This window comes from Paracoccus onchidii (assembly GCF_028294535.1).
Classification (GTDB): domain Bacteria; phylum Pseudomonadota; class Alphaproteobacteria; order Rhodobacterales; family Rhodobacteraceae; genus Paracoccus; species Paracoccus onchidii.
In genome coordinates this window covers 1-15,501 of record NZ_JAQBIE010000032.1, presented here as the reverse complement: position 1 = coordinate 15,501, position 15,501 = coordinate 1, and the positions used below count along the sequence as shown (strand labels likewise).

General features: G+C 59.7%; 13 protein-coding genes, 1 tRNA gene and 3 pseudogenes. 9 read left to right on the top strand and 8 right to left on the bottom strand.

What is annotated here, in order from left to right; translation table 11 throughout:
* Nucleotides 1–12: 12 nt before the first annotated feature.
* On the bottom strand, nucleotides 13–912 hold the full coding sequence (locus PAF17_RS17870) for a DUF2950 family protein (RefSeq protein ID WP_271890455.1): 900 nt from the start codon (nucleotides 910–912) through the stop codon (nucleotides 13–15).
* Between the two features lie 18 nt (nucleotides 913–930).
* A complete protein-coding gene (locus PAF17_RS17865; protein WP_271890454.1) occupies nucleotides 931–2,325 on the bottom strand; it encodes a DUF3300 domain-containing protein in 1,395 nt (464 codons plus the stop codon).
* 200 nt (nucleotides 2,326–2,525) lie between these two features.
* Here PAF17_RS17865 and PAF17_RS17860 point away from each other — a divergent pair, with 200 nt between their 5' ends.
* The 8 genes from PAF17_RS17860 to PAF17_RS17825 all read left to right on the top strand — a co-directional run bounded on the left by PAF17_RS17860 (nucleotide 2,526) and on the right by PAF17_RS17825 (nucleotide 9,984).
* Nucleotides 2,526–3,614 carry an ABC transporter permease gene (locus tag PAF17_RS17860; protein ID WP_271890453.1) on the top strand — a complete coding sequence of 363 codons (1,089 nt, stop codon included), beginning with the start codon at nucleotides 2,526–2,528 and terminating at the stop codon, nucleotides 3,612–3,614.
* Nucleotides 3,611–4,390, top strand: a complete 780-nt coding sequence (locus PAF17_RS17855) for an ABC transporter ATP-binding protein (RefSeq protein ID WP_271890452.1) — start codon at nucleotides 3,611–3,613, stop codon at nucleotides 4,388–4,390. The genes PAF17_RS17860 and PAF17_RS17855 overlap by 4 nt, the downstream gene beginning before the upstream one ends.
* Before the next feature lie 4 nt (nucleotides 4,391–4,394).
* On the top strand, nucleotides 4,395–5,654 hold the full coding sequence (locus tag PAF17_RS17850) for an MlaD family protein (RefSeq protein ID WP_271890451.1): 1,260 nt from the start codon (nucleotides 4,395–4,397) through the stop codon (nucleotides 5,652–5,654).
* Nucleotides 5,655–5,662: 8 nt separating this feature from the next.
* Nucleotides 5,663–6,292 carry an ABC-type transport auxiliary lipoprotein family protein gene (locus PAF17_RS17845; RefSeq protein WP_271890450.1) on the top strand — a complete coding sequence of 210 codons (630 nt, stop codon included), beginning with the start codon at nucleotides 5,663–5,665 and terminating at the stop codon, nucleotides 6,290–6,292.
* Nucleotides 6,293–6,976: 684 nt separating this feature from the next.
* Nucleotides 6,977–7,432 (top strand): Cu(I)-responsive transcriptional regulator, encoded by a 456-nt coding sequence (gene cueR, locus PAF17_RS17840; RefSeq protein ID WP_271890449.1) that lies wholly within the window; start codon nucleotides 6,977–6,979, stop codon nucleotides 7,430–7,432.
* Nucleotides 7,429–7,884 carry a DUF411 domain-containing protein gene (locus PAF17_RS17835; RefSeq protein ID WP_271890448.1) on the top strand — a complete coding sequence of 152 codons (456 nt, stop codon included), beginning with the start codon at nucleotides 7,429–7,431 and terminating at the stop codon, nucleotides 7,882–7,884. The genes cueR and PAF17_RS17835 overlap by 4 nt, the downstream gene beginning before the upstream one ends.
* Before the next feature lie 47 nt (nucleotides 7,885–7,931).
* Nucleotides 7,932–8,648, top strand: a complete 717-nt coding sequence (locus PAF17_RS17830) for a MauE/DoxX family redox-associated membrane protein (RefSeq protein ID WP_456299656.1) — start codon at nucleotides 7,932–7,934, stop codon at nucleotides 8,646–8,648.
* A 358-nt stretch (nucleotides 8,649–9,006) separates the two neighbouring features.
* Nucleotides 9,007–9,984: an alpha/beta hydrolase family protein gene (locus PAF17_RS17825; RefSeq protein ID WP_271890446.1), complete on the top strand. Its 978-nt coding sequence runs from the start codon at nucleotides 9,007–9,009 to the stop codon at nucleotides 9,982–9,984.
* Nucleotides 9,985–10,286: 302 nt separating this feature from the next.
* On the opposite strand, the pseudogene PAF17_RS17820 reads toward PAF17_RS17825, so the two are convergent.
* The 3 genes and pseudogenes from PAF17_RS17820 to bla form a co-directional block, all read right to left on the bottom strand.
* Nucleotides 10,287–10,373 (bottom strand): annotated as a pseudogene (locus PAF17_RS17820) (type I methionyl aminopeptidase); the annotation flags it as partial.
* A gap of 78 nt (nucleotides 10,374–10,451) precedes the next feature.
* On the bottom strand, nucleotides 10,452–10,877 hold the full coding sequence (locus PAF17_RS17815; RefSeq protein ID WP_271890445.1) for a lysozyme inhibitor LprI family protein: 426 nt from the start codon (nucleotides 10,875–10,877) through the stop codon (nucleotides 10,452–10,454).
* Nucleotides 10,878–11,588: 711 nt separating this feature from the next.
* Nucleotides 11,589–12,479, bottom strand: coding sequence for a class A beta-lactamase (gene bla, locus PAF17_RS17810; RefSeq protein WP_271890444.1), 891 nt, complete (start codon nucleotides 12,477–12,479; stop codon nucleotides 11,589–11,591).
* 139 nt (nucleotides 12,480–12,618) lie between these two features.
* Between bla and PAF17_RS17805 the strand changes: the two genes are divergently transcribed.
* The gene (locus tag PAF17_RS17805; protein WP_271890443.1) at nucleotides 12,619–13,488 is read left to right on the top strand and encodes a LysR family transcriptional regulator; all 870 of its coding nucleotides are present in this window, start codon (nucleotides 12,619–12,621) and stop codon (nucleotides 13,486–13,488) included.
* Nucleotides 13,489–13,912: 424 nt separating this feature from the next.
* On the opposite strand, the pseudogene PAF17_RS17800 reads toward PAF17_RS17805, so the two are convergent.
* The 3 genes and pseudogenes from PAF17_RS17800 to PAF17_RS17790 all read right to left on the bottom strand — a co-directional run.
* Nucleotides 13,913–14,532: pseudogene (locus tag PAF17_RS17800) on the bottom strand (transposase).
* Between the two features lie 179 nt (nucleotides 14,533–14,711).
* Nucleotides 14,712–14,795 (bottom strand) — tRNA-Leu (locus PAF17_RS17795).
* 257 nt (nucleotides 14,796–15,052) lie between these two features.
* A pseudogene (locus PAF17_RS17790) lies at nucleotides 15,053–15,501 on the bottom strand (hypothetical protein); the annotation flags it as partial.

Below are 15,501 nucleotides of genomic sequence, written 5' to 3'. Positions count from 1 at the left end.
TCACCCGCACTGCTAGTAATAGGCGGGAACCCAGCTTTCATCGGGATCATAGCTGGTGATTTCCGCCGCGATGTTCAGGCTATCCTCGCCCAGATCGGCCTGCAGGATGATCCCGTTTTCCGCCATCATGAAACTGTGGATACCGGTATCGCCATAGACCGCCGGAACCGCAAGAATCGCATGCCCGGCGACCATGTTATCATTGACCAGATAGCTCATCGCGCCGCCTGGCGCGTTTTCACCCTGACCATCCAGCACGCGGAACAGATACCCTTCCAAAGGCTCTGAGGGCAGATCTTCGCCGTCTTCGCTGAACCCGTCCAGGGATGCCCGCGCGGCATGTTCGCCCAAGGGACTGTCGCCGCCCGGCCAATACAGGCCATCGCGATCTTCGGCGGTCGCGATCAGGGACCGCGCGAATTCCATGACACCATCGCCATCCTGATCGACCAGCCGGAACTGGGCCTGTATGTCGCCATAAGCATCGATCAGCGTCATGGTATTCAGCTCATTCAACCCGATGCGGCGCGCCAGCATTTCCTGACGACCGGCCTCGACGTCGAAGCTCCAGCCGTTTTCATCCCGAACCAGAGGGATTGGAAAGGGCCAGTGATCGTTGCCCATTTCAATAATCGTCTGTTCGAATTCGGCCTCGGGCACAAAGCGATAGCCCTGATTGACCATATTCTCGATCATGCGGCGGTTGCCGGCATCTTCGATCTCGTCGCCGGAAAAAATCGTTTCGGCGGCCTCTGCGCCAAATACCGTCAGCAGATCCTGTTCGCCCTCGGCACCGGCCGCAGATACCAGCGCCTCAAGCGCGGCCTGTGGCGATTCATAACTTTGAGGTGCCGCGATTGCCGCCATTGGCGCAAGGGTCAGTCCGGCAGATAGTGCAATCATGCGCATCATGTTCCTGTCCTTTCCCACTTAGCGCCGTCCACGGTGGCCACGGCTGACATGCCCGCGATGGGATGCGGCCCGGGCCCGAGTTCCCGAGCTGTGCTTGTGCAGCGCAGGCGCATGGGACACGGCATGACGGGTCACGGCCGGTTTGCGCGGAGCGGCGGCATGATGGGCCACGGTTTTTTTCGGGGCGGGTCGGCTGACCTTGGGATGTGATGCCTTGGCCGCTGCGGCCTTGGGATGGCTTGCCTTCGGTGCGGTCTTCGTGCGCTTGACCGCGGCGGATTTCTCGGCGGGGTTGAACTTGGCCGGGCGCTTGGCATTGGCACGGTTTGGCGGGCGCGAACCGACCGACTGGGCCAGTTGTCCGGGATCACGTCCCAGATCGGGGGCGCCGGTCCGGCCCGAAATCTGTTTGCGCAGATTGTCCTGACGCGATGCCGCCTTCTTGACGGGCAATCGCGACGAGCCGTCGCCATTGCGATTGTTCTCGATACGCTTGCGCGCGGACGCCGCCTTGCCACTATCGGGTTTCCAGCCGATATCCGTGCGATCAATCCGCGCATTGTCGCGGTCGATATTCACGCGATTGCCAATGTTCACATTGCCATCGACATCCAGATCGATGTCGGGATCGCGCACGATGGGGCGACCGTTCCAGCCGCCGCAATCGCGACAGCCCCAGTAATGCCCCCAATCATCGTCATCATCGAAAATATCGTCGATCAGCGCCGCCGTGCCAAAGGCAACCGCGGTGGTCGCAATCACCCCGCCCAAATTGGGCGAATAAACAGTGCTGGGGTTATATTGGGGCACATAAACCGTTTGCGGATCGGTCGGGGTGATAACCACGGTTTCCTGCGGCTGGGCCGCGGTGCCGGTGTCGGATTGACCCTGCGCGGGCGCAAGGTCGTTTTGCTGAACATCAACCGTTTGCTGATCGCCGCTGACCAGAGTGCCATTCTCAATCGCAAGCTGACGCATGGCCTGAATGGCATCCATGACGTCATCGCTTTGCGTCAGCATGGCATTGCCCATGGTTTCGGTCCAGTCGACATGTTCCGCCATGTCGTCCAGAACATCCGGGAATGCCGCCGCCAGTGCCTGGACACTTTCATCCCAATCCTGCGCCTCGGCAAAATCCTTGCGGTCCTGATCGGCTTCTTCGGGATTGTCGCGCAGATGTTGCTCGGCCTTCATGATGTCCAGCGGAACGGTCGAGGCCACAAGGATCTGCATCAGCAGCGTGTCAGGATACAGCGCAACCGGCGCGACCATGGTTTCCAGTTCGGTCGTCGTGAAAAGTTCGGCGGCGCTTTCGTCATCAGTCGCCGCGCCCTCCTCGGCGGTTTGCGCGGCAACATTGGTCGCGGTGATCGCGATCAGTGGCATGACCCGCAAGGCCAGATGCTTGAACATCGAACCCCCTCCCATTGTTTCCAAGGCGAGGCGATCACGACAAGAGGGCGCAACCGCCACGGAATTGCATATTCAATTGATGCGGGCAGCGAACCGTTCCGTCAAGAAAACTCTGGTGATCGGGTCGCAAGAAAACCTGCGTATTTGACACCACCGGATATTGCGGCGATTAAAGCAATGCATTGAAGGACTTGCCCACCATGACATTGTCCGACCCCAGTCAGGCCCAGCTGACAATCACAAATCGCGATGGGGATCTGGCCCTCGGCGGTGCGTTGGTCGTGTGGACCCTGCCCCGGACACCGCCACCTGGCGCGCAACGGATCGACCTGACCGACCTGCAACGCATGGACACCGCGGGCGCCCATTATCTTGCCCGGCAACGCGCACAAGGCGCCGAGCTTGTCGGTCTGTCGCAGTCACACCGGATATTGCTAGAGACAGTCAGCGACGCCATACCCGCCCCGGACAAGCCCGCTCCGCCGCGAAGCTGGTGGCACGACATCTGCCGCAACACGGGAAAGCGGGTCGTGGGCAGCCTGTCGACCTTTGTGCAGATGACCGAATATCTGGGGCGCTTTCTGGCCGCCTTGCTGCGCGCCTTGCGCCATCCGTCCCAGTTTCGCCTGACCTCGCTGGTCTATCATTGTCAACAAACCGGCCTCAGGGCCGTCTCTATCGTGGCAGTCATGTCCTTCCTGATCGGCGTCGTTCTGGCCTTTCAGGGGGCAGCGCAGTTGCGGCAATTCGGCGCCGAGGTTTTCGTCGTCGATCTGATTGCCATTTCGGTGCTGCGCGAACTGGGGATCCTGTTGACCGCGATTGTCGTGGCGGGGCGAACCACTTCGGCCCTGACCGCCTCGATCGGATCCATGAAGATGCGCGAGGAAATTGACGCCATGCGCACATTGGGCATGGACCCGGACATGGTGCTGATCCTGCCAAGGGTGCTGGCGCTGGTGTTGATGCTGCCCATTCTGGGCCTGATCGCAGATCTGTCCGGGCTGCTGGGCGGTGCGATCATGTCATGGATCGAACTGGGCGTTTCCCCATCGATGTTCATGACCCGCCTGGGGGACATCAGCGTGGACCATGCCATTGTCGGGCTGGTCAAGGCGCCGGTCTTTGCGCTGATCATCGGGATTATCGGCTGTCACGCCGGGATGATGGTGGGCAAGGACGCGGAATCCCTGGGCAGCCAGACCTCGGCTTCGGTGGTATCAGCAATATTCGCCATTATCATAGCAGATGCGGCCTTCTCGATCCTGTTCTCGGTGCTCGGCATATGAGCCGCGAGAATGTCATAGAGGTTCGCAACCTTCGCACCCAATTCGGCGATCACGTGGTGCATCAGGACCTGGACCTGGACCTGCGACGGGGTGAAATTCTGGGTGTTGTCGGCGGGTCGGGCACCGGCAAGTCGGTTCTCCTGCGCAGTATCGTCGGACTTATCAGACCTGCGGCGGGATCGGTGTCGGTCTTTGGCCGCGATGTAACAGCCATGTCGGGCGCTGAACGCGAGGCGATCGAACGGCGCTGGGGGGTGATGTTTCAGGATGGCGCTTTGTTTTCCTCGCTCAGCGTTCAGGAAAATGTCGAGGTCCCTTTGCGTGCCGTTCCGGGCCTCAGCGATGAACAGCGCGTCAGCCTGGCGCAGCTCAAGGTGTCAATGGCGGGCCTGCCATTCAAGGCAAATGCCGATTTCCCGTCGGACCTGTCCGGCGGCATGCGCAAACGGGCCGGGCTGGCACGCGCTTTGGCGCTGGATCCTGAAATCGTCTTTCTGGACGAACCCACCGCAGGACTTGATCCCATCGGCGCTGACGCATTCGACAAGCTGATTGTCGGGCTGCGAGATGCGCTGAACCTGTCGGTTTTTCTGGTCACGCACGATCTGGACACGTTGCATGCCTGTTGCGACCGGATCGCGGTGCTTGCGGAAAAACGGGTCCTGACAACGGGAACGATGGCAGAAATGCTGCAAGTGGACCATCCTTGGGTTCGCGAATATTTCCACGGTCCGCGCGCCCGCGCCGCGCAGCCGGCCGATCGAAGCGAAGGATAGCGGGATGGAAACCAAGGCAAACTACGCCCTGATCGGTGCATTTGCGATCGCGGGCTTCCTGGGCATCCTGGGATTTCTGGTCTGGTTCGCCAAGCTGGAACTGGATCAGCAGTTTTCCTATTACGACGCCTATTTCAACGAGGTGTCGGGGTTGGGAATCTCGTCCGATGTGCGCTTTGCCGGGCTGAAGGTGGGGTCGGTCGTGGATATCGATCTGGCCCCGGAAAGCAGCGCGCCGGTCCGGGTTCGCCTGGAAGTGGATGAAGACACGCCAATCCGGGTCAGTTCGCGCGCTTCGGTCGAATCCCAGGGCGTGACGGGCGTGTCCAATATCTCGATCACCTCGGGCAGCCCCGACTCGCCACGGTTGACCGAAACGGAAGACACGCCGATCCCCGTGATCAAATCCAGCCAGTCAGCCCTGCAAAAGCTGACCCAGGAAGGGCCAGAGATCATCGACAAGCTGGGGGATGTCGCCGATCGGCTGGCGCAGTTGCTTAGCGACGAAAACGTTCAGCGGGTGTCAAACATTCTCGACAATGTCGAGGATTCCAGCGCCAATCTGGATCAGGCCCTGTCCGATGTATCCTCGGCGACCGGCGCCATCGGCAAGGCCGCAGATGGCATCGCTGCCTTTGGCGGCAAGCTGGATACACTCAGCCAGACCGCCGATACCGCGCTGGAAAATTTCTCGCAGGCGGCCAAGCAGGCCGATGGCACCATGGCCGCCGCGACGAAATCTCTGGATGAAATCCAAAACTATGTGTCCGGTGACCTCAAGGACCTGACGGAAACGCTTGATCAGGCCGCGGGCAGCCTGCAATCCGACTTGAACCGCCTTGCCGCACGCGCCGAGGACAGCCTGTCCCGCCTGGATGTCGCGCTGACATCAGGCAATGACGCATTCAAGGCCGCCACGGACATCTTCGGAACGGATCTTGCACCGATCATTTCCGATCTCAGCCAAACGCTCGGCAAGGTGAACACGGCCCTGGACAGCGTGGCGGGCGATCTGCCGGACATGATGGCCCAGCTTCGCACCGCCGCCGCATCCGCCGCCGATGCATTTACCTCGTTGCGCAGGGTGCTGGACAGCGCCCACCGCCCCGTGCAGAATTTCGCGACCGAGGCCCTGCCACAGTTTTCGCGCCTGTCCATGGAATTGCGCGGATTGGTCGCCGATATCGATCAGCTTGTCGGCACATTGAAACGCAACCCCGCGCAGCTTCTGACCGGGCCGCGCACCCCTGAATTCCGTCGCTGAGGTTCCTGATGCGCCCTTCCAGACTTGTCCCGCTTGCACTTGCTGCCCTCCTGCCCGGCTGTGCGGCCCTGTCAGCCCTGGAAGGAGGGCCCGAACGCGATGTCTTTGAATTGCGCCCCCCCGCATTCGGTCAAACCTCATGTGGGCGCGGCCGGGTTGCCGAACTGGTCATCGAAACACCCAAGGCCCGTGGCACATTGGACAGCGAACGGATCATGATCCGCCCTTCGCCCCTGCAAACGCAGTATCTGCCCGATGCGGAATGGGGCGACACCGTGCCGGTCATGCTGCAACGTTTGCTGGTTCAGGGTCTGGGCAGCTATGACGCGTTCAGCCATGTCGGCCGCGCGCCCCTTGGATTGTCGGGCGATTTCGCCCTGATCAGCGAGATCGAGGCCTTCAATGCCAGGGTCGATGGCGAAGCCGTCACCGTCAGACTGGCGGTCAATGCCCAAATGATCCACGAGATGGATGCCAGCGTCGTCTCTCGTGGCAATTTCAACGTCGAAATCCCCGCAGCCAGCAGCAAAACCTCTGATCTGATCCCCGCCTTCGATCTTGCCGGGCAAGAGCTGACTGCCCAGATGACCGAATGGGGCCTGCGCGCGACCGGTATCAACCCGGCTTCCTGTCGCTGATTGACGTATAGGTAAATCCGCCTACGCAATCACACGAATAGCTTGCCGCGGCCGAATAAGCGATAACCAACCCATCGACGCAAGCAGACATGCGGAGATGATTTGAAGGTCGCGTTTTTTGGTCGTGCTGACTTTACCGACCCGATGTTTGGGTAATGAGTGAGTGGCCGATCCAGTTATTGTAGGCAAGTTCTTTTAAGATCGCCGCCGGGAATGCACGCCCCTCTTGTAGTGCGTTCCCGGCGGTTTTTCTTTGGGCGCTTCATGGCTTGATCGCATTGCCGGTGCGACCGCCCGTCGCGGTTTTCCCTGTCGTGGGACACACCCCCTTGGTGGCCAGCCGCCTCTTCCGGGTGGATTGACAGTTTCGGAACCAAGATGTCGGCGTATCGCGGTATGGCGAGATTGAAATCATTCTTTTCGAACTTGGCCGATAGGTCGCGGGGCGCGGAACCGGTCTTCCTCGGCACGAAACCGATAGACATTGGCGATGCGGTTCACATCTTTTTCTTCCAAACGGTTCGGGTTCTCACCACGCCGGAACCAAATGGGAATACGCCTTGGCAGGTTCTTCTTCCCTCCCACGATTGTCAGGTCAATACCGCCACGAATCTGTGACTGCCCCTTGACCTTCCAATCATGGGAAGCCCCATATCCTTGTCATCGCAACGACGGAGCTGTGTCATGAAGATCGGAGATGCCGCCAATCGCTCGGGCGTATCGGCAAAGATGATCCGCTATTACGAACAGATCGGCCTGATCCCGAATGCCAGTCGAACGACCTCGGGCTATCGGGAATACGAACTGCAAGACATCCACATGCTGCGGTTTGTCGCCCGCGCCCGCGATCTGGGGTTTTCCATTGCAGAAATCACCGAACTTCTGGATCTCTGGCGCGACAAGGACAGGCGCAGCGCAGACGTGAAGGCCTTGGCGCAGGCTCGGGTCCGGGACCTGCGCCGCAAGATCGCGCATCTGCAGGACATGGCCGACACCCTGGAGGGTCTGGCAAGTGACTGCGCGGGCAACGAGCGCCCGAATTGTCCGATCCTGCACCGACTTGAAACGGCGGACAAGGAACATGGCACCGAGTTCCGCGGATCGGCTGAAAAAGGCTTCAGGAAAAGGAACGTATCATGATTGATCGACGCAGATTCACGACCGCGATGGCAGCATGTCTTTTGCCGGCTTCGGCGATGTCTCAGGTCCGCCAGGCGCCAATCAGGGCGCGGGTGCTCCGCTCGCCCGATTGCGGCTGTTGCGGTGCGTGGGTGACACATCTGGAGGAACATGGATTTGAGGTCAACGTGGTGATGACGGACGACATTCAGGCCGCAAAAGATCGTCATGAGGTGCCAATATCGCTGCGCTCCTGTCATACGGCCCTGATCGACGGTTACGTGATCGAGGGTCACGTGCCGGCCGCCGATATCCGGACCCTGCTGAAGCACCGCCCAAAGGCCGTGGGGCTTTCGGTGCCAGGTATGCCCATCGGATCACCCGGCATGGAAATGGACGGGCAGCGCGATCCTTTTGACGTCATTCTTTGGGCGCGGTCCGGGACGCGCGTCTTCTCAAGCCATCGAGGTTGACCATGGCTCAGCCGAGCACGAAAACTGCCACCCTGCACCGAATGGTGATGGCCAAACACATGTGCCCTTATGGCCTCAAGTCACTGGACCTGTTGAAGCGCGAGGGCTACCGCGTCGAGGATCGTCATCTGACCACCCGCGCCGAGGTCGATGCCTTCAAGAACCGGCACGACGTCCCCACAACGCCGCAGACCTTCATCGACGGCAAGCGGATCGGCGGATATGACGAATTGCGGCGCCATTTCGGCAAGACCGTTCGCGACAAGGCCGCGACGACCTATCGCCCGGTGATTGCGCTGTTTGCGATGGCCGCCGCGATGGCCGTGGCCACCAGTTGGGCGGCGTCCAGCGAGTTGTTCACGGTTGCCACAGCAGAATGGTTCGTGGCCATCGCGATGTGTCTGTTGGCCCTGCAAAAGCTGAAAGACGTGGAGAGTTTTGCCACGATGTTTCTGAATTATGACCTGCTGGCGCAGCGCTGGGTGCGCTATGGATACGCCTATCCCTTTGCCGAAGGCTTGGCCGGCGTCCTGATGGTTTCCGGCGCCCTGATGTGGCTGTCGATCCCGGTGGCCCTGTTCATTGGCACCATTGGCGCCGTGTCTGTCTTCAAGGCCGTCTATATCGACAAACGAGAAATCAAATGCGCCTGTGTCGGTGGCGATAGCAACGTGCCCTTGGGCTTTGTCTCGTTGACCGAAAACCTGATGATGGTCGCGATGGCCATCTGGATGCTGATCAAGGTCACCATGACCGGACATTGAGGAAAACAAATGCCCTGAACGCGCTGCGCAACCCAGGGCAAAGTTCGAGAGATTAAAGAAAGGCCGCAAGCGCCAGCGAAGGTCGGTCTTTGAAACTGCTGCATGACATACGAATATCAGGCATGGTGAAGCCGCTGCGAACTGGATTTCCGGTCACAACAGGAACGGCACGGTCTGCGGATGCGCAGCGCGGAAATGTTCGTGGTGAGGACAGGCGCGTCGTCAAACCGCCTGCTTGCTCGATGGTGCGCGGTATCGGGGTTTCCGTCCGCGCCTGATGCACTTCCCCCCTCGCATTGCCGGCAAGCGCCCGGCATAAAAGCCTTTGATGTTGATCTCATTGAACAGGAAAGCCGGAATGCTGAAAGCCGTTTCCACTGTTTTCATGGTCTTCTTTTATGCCATGCCCGGGCTTGCGGAATCTCGGATAGGGGTACGTACGATTGCCGCAACTGATGGGGACGCCTTGCGTCACTTGTCTCTATCGGTCTGGTATCCTGCGAAAGACGGCGGGTCGCTGGAAGACGTCGGTGGAAATGCCGTCTTCGTCGGGCAGCCAGCGTATCGTGATGCAGCGATGGCAGCGGGGCCGTTTCCTCTGCTTCTGCTCTCGCATGGCGGATTGCGATCAGCGACGGATTCCGGAGCCTGGCTAAGCGGTCGGCTTGCCGAAAAAGGCTTTGTAGTGGTCGAAGTGAACAGCCCGCGTCCGGACAGCGCAGCCATCGCCGTGAACGCCATCTGGCAACGGCCGCAGGATGTTTCACACGCGCTTGATCGGGTTCTGCAAGATCAGGCCTTGTCCGCTGTGATCGATCCGGCCCGGATCGCCGTGACGGGGCATGCGCTTGGCGGCACCGCCGCTCTGGCCCTGACCGGCGGCAGCTTCGACGCCGATGCTTTTGCGTCGACCTGTGCCGCCGACGCAGATGGCCCGGATTGCGCATGGTATACTGCGCAGGGCGTCTCTTTGGCCGATGTCGATCGAGAAATGCTCGAACGCGCTCATCGCGATCCCCGGATCAGTACCGCCATTGCCATAGACCCGGAATATGCGGATGTTTTCCTTGCCCCAAGCCTGAAAGACCGTGGCGCGGATATTCAGGTGATCTGGCTAAGCGCCCCAGATCATCCCCAGTTCGCTGATACCGGCTTGTCGCAGACGGTGATCGCGACCGCGACCGGCTATGACGCCTTCCCGCTTTGTACACCCAAGGGCAAATACATCCTGGCAGAAGAAGGTGGCGATGCTGCCCTGTGCGACGGCGATGCCGCCGGACGCGCGCGCATCCACGATGAAATTGCCGGGCGTCTCGGCGCTGCTCTCGACCGATAAGCTTGTCAACGGCACCCCGCCTCGGATTTGCCAGAGGCTGATTTTCAATTCGCAATTGTGTCTGTTCATCGCGTCTGTCAGTTGGCCTGAGGTCACCATGCCTCGCCGGCTTAGAGGATCGCGTCTGCTATGGTGATGGGCGCTTCCCTCCATTCCAGCGAATGGATTGCACCATAAAACCGCAAGGTCAAACGCCCAGGCGTGACAGGAAAATACCGATCTTTTGCTTCCTGCGGAAATTTCGAAGATGCGCTATGCAAGCGCCGGCTCGGGCGTGTGGCGTCCTGTCGGTGAAAGCATGAAATCTCGTAGCCGTCGGCGGTGACGCCGATCGAGTGCTCGAACTGGGCCGACAGGGAGCTGTTCCGGGTCACGACCGTCCGATCATCCTGGCCACAAGAAGCTTCGGCAGGGAATTGTTGTCATAGTCCGGCGAAAAACTGGTCGAAAACCCGGACCACCTCTGCTCAGAGTATGCCCGCAATTTCGCCAAGTTGTTCGGTGCGGATAACGGTTAGCGCCACTCTGCAAGCTACGATTCCATTTATCGCCCCCGTACCACCAAGAGCCGCCCTTTCGGGAAATCTGCAATGCAGCTTGCGATATGTTTCGAAGGCCACCTGCGACTCTTGCAACAGCACCTCTGTTGACCTTTCGGAATCTATCGCATGATGTTGGTCAAATGCCTTTGCTGCAGACCGAGCAAGACGATAAGCCTGCACCATCTCGCGCTCTACTTCATCACCAACCGCAAAGTAGCATTCGTGAACATCGTCAGGGCCTTCGTTCAAGGCGCCGCATTTTGTGAAGCGGTCTTGGCTGGAGGCAGTCCCATCGGACATCGCCATGGCCGGAAAGAACAGTACCAGCAGGATGATCCTGGTTGTCCACATGGACACTTCTCCCTGAATTAGAGCAGCATCCTAGCCAAGCCGCAACGAAGGGTCTACACAAACGCCTTGCAACTGCTGCCCTGCCCTTATCCTGCGATAGTCCATAATCGGGATGTTGATTGCGCATACAGCGCTTGGGTGATCATAATTTCATTAAAGCGGCGTGAAGGCACGCGAAGCTGCCTATCCGACGACACGGCCAAACGGTTGGATCTTGCAAGCGCAAAAAATCTAGGGTCTTGGAATTGGGGATTAAGATGGTCGCACGAAAGATATTCATTATTTCCGGTCTGCTTTGCGCCGCCACGCTCGCATTTTTTGCATTTCAAAGCTGGGTAGAGAGCCTTCCCTTCACAGATTCATGGGCCTATTTTCGTAACTACCACCCTGTTCGCCACGCGGCGCTCGTCGTTGTGGGGTGGGCGTCTTTCGGCGTAAGCGTCCTATCCGGCTTGTTTCTTATCCTGACAAGAGCAGCGCGGGACGCGCAGTGAGGAACGCGCGAAAGTTGACGGGGCAGGAAAAAGCCAAGGCGGACGTTACAGCCTCATGTGGCATTGCCACATAGAAACGCCGACGTGCAAGAGCCGCAGATCAAGACCGCCTGAAACCGGGCTTTCGTGTGGCCAACGGCAACGGCGCGGTCGGACAGCCAGTGGACGCCACGGCGACAAAGGGGGATGAACCCGCCTTCAATGCCGTGGCCGGGGCCTATTGTTGCCGGTCCCCGATGAACGACATCACGACGCCACCGACTTCCTGAAGGGCGGCGTTGCGCGTATCGAAATCCGCATCGACGTCAGAGATGAAGATGGTTGCGATCCAGGGCGCTTCGCCTTCGGGGGTGATCATCGCGATGATGTTGCGCGTTTGGCTGCCGCTGCCGGACTTGTCGGCAATCCGCCACCCCTCCGGCGCATGGGGGCGCAGCAGGTTGCCCGTGACGCCGCCAAGGCTCATCCAGTCGGCCAGCTGCCTGCGCGACTCCGGCGTCAACGCGCCGTCAAGCAGCAGGTTTCGAAGTGTTTCGCTCATGGCCGCCGGGGTTGTCGTGTCGTGCGGATCGCCGGGTGGCACGTCGTTCAGTTCGGGTTCGCGACGGTCGAGCCTGCTGACCCTGTCTCCCGTGCTTCGCAGAAAATTTGTAACCGCCTGAGGCCCGCCAAGGTGGTCGATCAGCATGTTGGTTGCGGTGTTGTCGCTTTGATCAAGTGCGGCAAGGCACAGCTCGGCAAGACTCATCCGCGCCCCGACCTTCCTTTCGGTGACCGGCGCGTAGGACAGGATGTCCTGCGGCTTGACCGGCAGGGTGTCGGACAGCGACAGGTCACCCGCGTCACGACGGGCAAGCACGGCCCCACAGATCGCGGTTTTCACGGTGCTGTTCATCGCAAAGCGTTCGTCTGTCCGATAGGTCCAAGACCGCCCTCGGCCGGTGTCGACAAGCGACAGACCGATGCGACCGTCCAGACGTTCCTCGATCTGCGCAACGCTGCGCGACAGCGCATCAGCAGGCGACTGGGCCAGCGAGGCAGAGGCCAGAGACAGCCCAAGACACAAGCCTGCCGCAAGGCGCGACAGGACGGTAACGGTAAACCGCATGAGAATTTCCTTTATCGGTGATGGTGCCCGGATCCCCCGGAAGGCAGCATTAATCTGTTTGATATGTTCTGTATATTTTGCCTTGCAGAAGGGCTTCAAACGACAAATCCTGTTCTCTGCCATTAGCTGAGGTAATGCCGTGGATCGCCCCGACCTGCCACTTAATGCCTTGCGCGTCTTCGAGGTCGCGATGCGGCAGGGTAGCTTTACCAAGGCCGCCATCGAATTGCGCGTGACCCAGGCCGCGGTCAGCCATCAGGTTGCGCGGCTCGAGGATGTGCTGGGCACAACCCTTTTCATGCGCACGTCCCAAGGGCTTGTGCCGACGGACGAAGGGCGTCTGCTGTTCCCGGTGCTTGAACACGGGTTCGACGCCATGGCGCGCGCGCTGGACCGGCTTGGTGGTCGCCGGGACATCGAGGTGTTGAAGGTCGGCGTTAACACGACCTTTGCGCTTGGCTGGCTGATGCCCCGGATCGCGCTGTTCCGGCAGGCGCATCCCGAAATCGACCTGCGCATTTCGACCAACAACAACCGGGTCGAGATCCTGCGCGAAGGTCTGGACATGGCGATCCGATTTGGCACGGAGGGCTGGACCGGCCATGAGACGATCCCGTTGATGGCAGCTCCGCTGGCGCCGCTATGCGCGCCCTCGCTGGCCGCGCGGCTGCTGCAACCCGCGGATCTGGCCCAGGTGACGCTGTTGCGCAGCTATCGTAGCGCCGAATGGGCAGGCTGGTTCGCGGCAGCGGGCGCCGCTTGCCCGCCCGTGACCGGCCCGGTCTTTGACAGTTCGGTCGCGCTTGCCGAACTGGCTGCCTCCGGCGCGGGGGCGGCGCTGTTGCCGGTGGCGATGTTCGAAAGCTGGATCGCGCAAGGTCGCCTTGCACAGCCCTTCGGGGTCACGGTGTCGGCAGGGCGATACTATCTCGCCTGGCCGCTGGATCGACGGGTAAGCCCCGGGATGCGCGTCTTCTCAAACTGGTTGTCGGGCAAAAGCGCGTTCTGAGGATGCCGATGCAGGGCTAAGGCCCGGATACATATCTGCCCGGCCGGGTTGCGTCTTTTCGGTCATTCCGCAAAGCTTTTCCGGCTCCGCGCGTTAGGTGGAACATTTCGGGCAACAACTTCAGCAGAAGCCGTCGGTCCGGCGCGGCAAAACGGCAGTGACCGATCAGTGCCCACATGTCGACCTGCGCGTCGGCGGGCCCAAGGCCGAACACCCCCGGTCCCGTTTCCAGCGGCACGCGGGTTGCGTCGGGGGCGTGGCTTGAACAGGGCGAAAACGCTCGACAGCGGATTGACGGTTTCTACATCGGTTGTGGGCATATGCTGAATCATTCAGGATATCTGTGTATAGTTCGTTCGCCGATCCATGTGACGTTGTTGTACGAACCGAGGTGCAATCGGGCTTTCCCTTTTCGCGGACGGACTTATTCTCTTGGCTCTGTGACAGATATGCCAAGAACGGTGTGGCGGTTGAGCACCGCGATGCGGATCTGGGTTTCTGCGACCTGCCGGTCAAGGTCTCTGGTCATCAGGGGTTGGCCAAGAAGTTTGATGCAGTTCATCCTGGCCTCGACGCGGCTTCGGCGGTGACATCCGCGCCATTGTCGCCAGGTAGCTCGACCCAGATATCGCGCTGCATTCACTGCCTCGTTGCGGGCGAAGGCACCGACGCTTGAAGGTTTCCGGGGTTTGGCATTCTTGCGCGGCGGGATGACGGCATGAGCGCCGCGCGAAGCAATCGCGCCATGGCATCTACGCGTGACATAGGCCCCGCCGGCGGTCACTGATCCGATAGTCTGATCGGCCGGGATCTGATCAATCAATTCCGGCAACATGGGTGCCGCAATGGCATTCCGAATAACACTTTCAATGTCAGGCAGGTCTGGATCGCCGCATCGCTGAACCGTTGTTGCCGACCACGCTTGCCGCTCGGCGGCGATGCCCAGACAATCTCGGGATCAAGCCAAATGGACAGCGATCCGCGCTGTTGCAACGCTGTGCTGGACGAAGGCCCGTTCCGGTCTTGCACTTCATCGGGGCCCAACTGCTCATGCCGAAAAGCTGTCAAACTGGATCCAAACGGTGAACCACTGACGGCGATTTGTGCCGCAAAGCCGAACAGACCAAAAACCAAACGTGAAAGTACGAAACCGGGTACGAAACTGCTGCAGGATTACGACAAAGAAGAGGAGATGGAAGAAATAAAATATTTTAATTTCAATGTGGTGCGGGTGAAGGGACTCGAACCCCCACGCCAAAGGCGCCAGAACCTAAATCTGGTGCGTCTACCAATTTCGCCACACCCGCACATGCCGCTTTTATCATCTCATAACAGCACCTTAGATGCGCTACCAGATTCATCTGGAAGATGCGAGAGGGAAAGCGTTTCCCAGATGGTTTTTCTCTTTCCGGACGAAGGAACCTGACCGAGATACATCGCGATATTGATGTTGGCAGCCATTGAGCGACTGAGATAAATTCTATAAAATGCAGTATAAGTTTATCAAACCGGACTCTGTTGCACAAATCGGGTGATGGCCGAGGTTCCCCTTCCCCGGACGAATTTATCCCACAGCTTGCGTGGCGTGTATTCTCGGCGCGGTGTATCCGTTCAGGACGGCGATGCGAATCTGGAGTTCAGCGACCTGACGGTCGAAGTCCCGCGCTATAAGGCGGTGGCCCAGCAGTTTCACACAATGCATCTTGGTCTCGACGTGGCTTCGGCGGTGATGGTATTCCAAGGCCTCGCGTTCCTGCGGGGCGAGGATCAACGAACTGACCCAGCTAAGAAAGCAGGACTTCATCACAGAGGCCGGGATACTGAACCTCTCGGTGTTTTTCGGCGGCTTCAACTTCTGATCAGGATGGAGCATCATGAGCAAGACCACGAATAGGTTTTCGCCTGAAGTGCGCGAGCGGGCCGTGCGGTTGGTTCTCGACAACGAGGGGCAGCACGGCTCTCGCTGGCAGGCGATCACGTCGATCTCCGCGAAGATCGGATGTTCGGCGAACA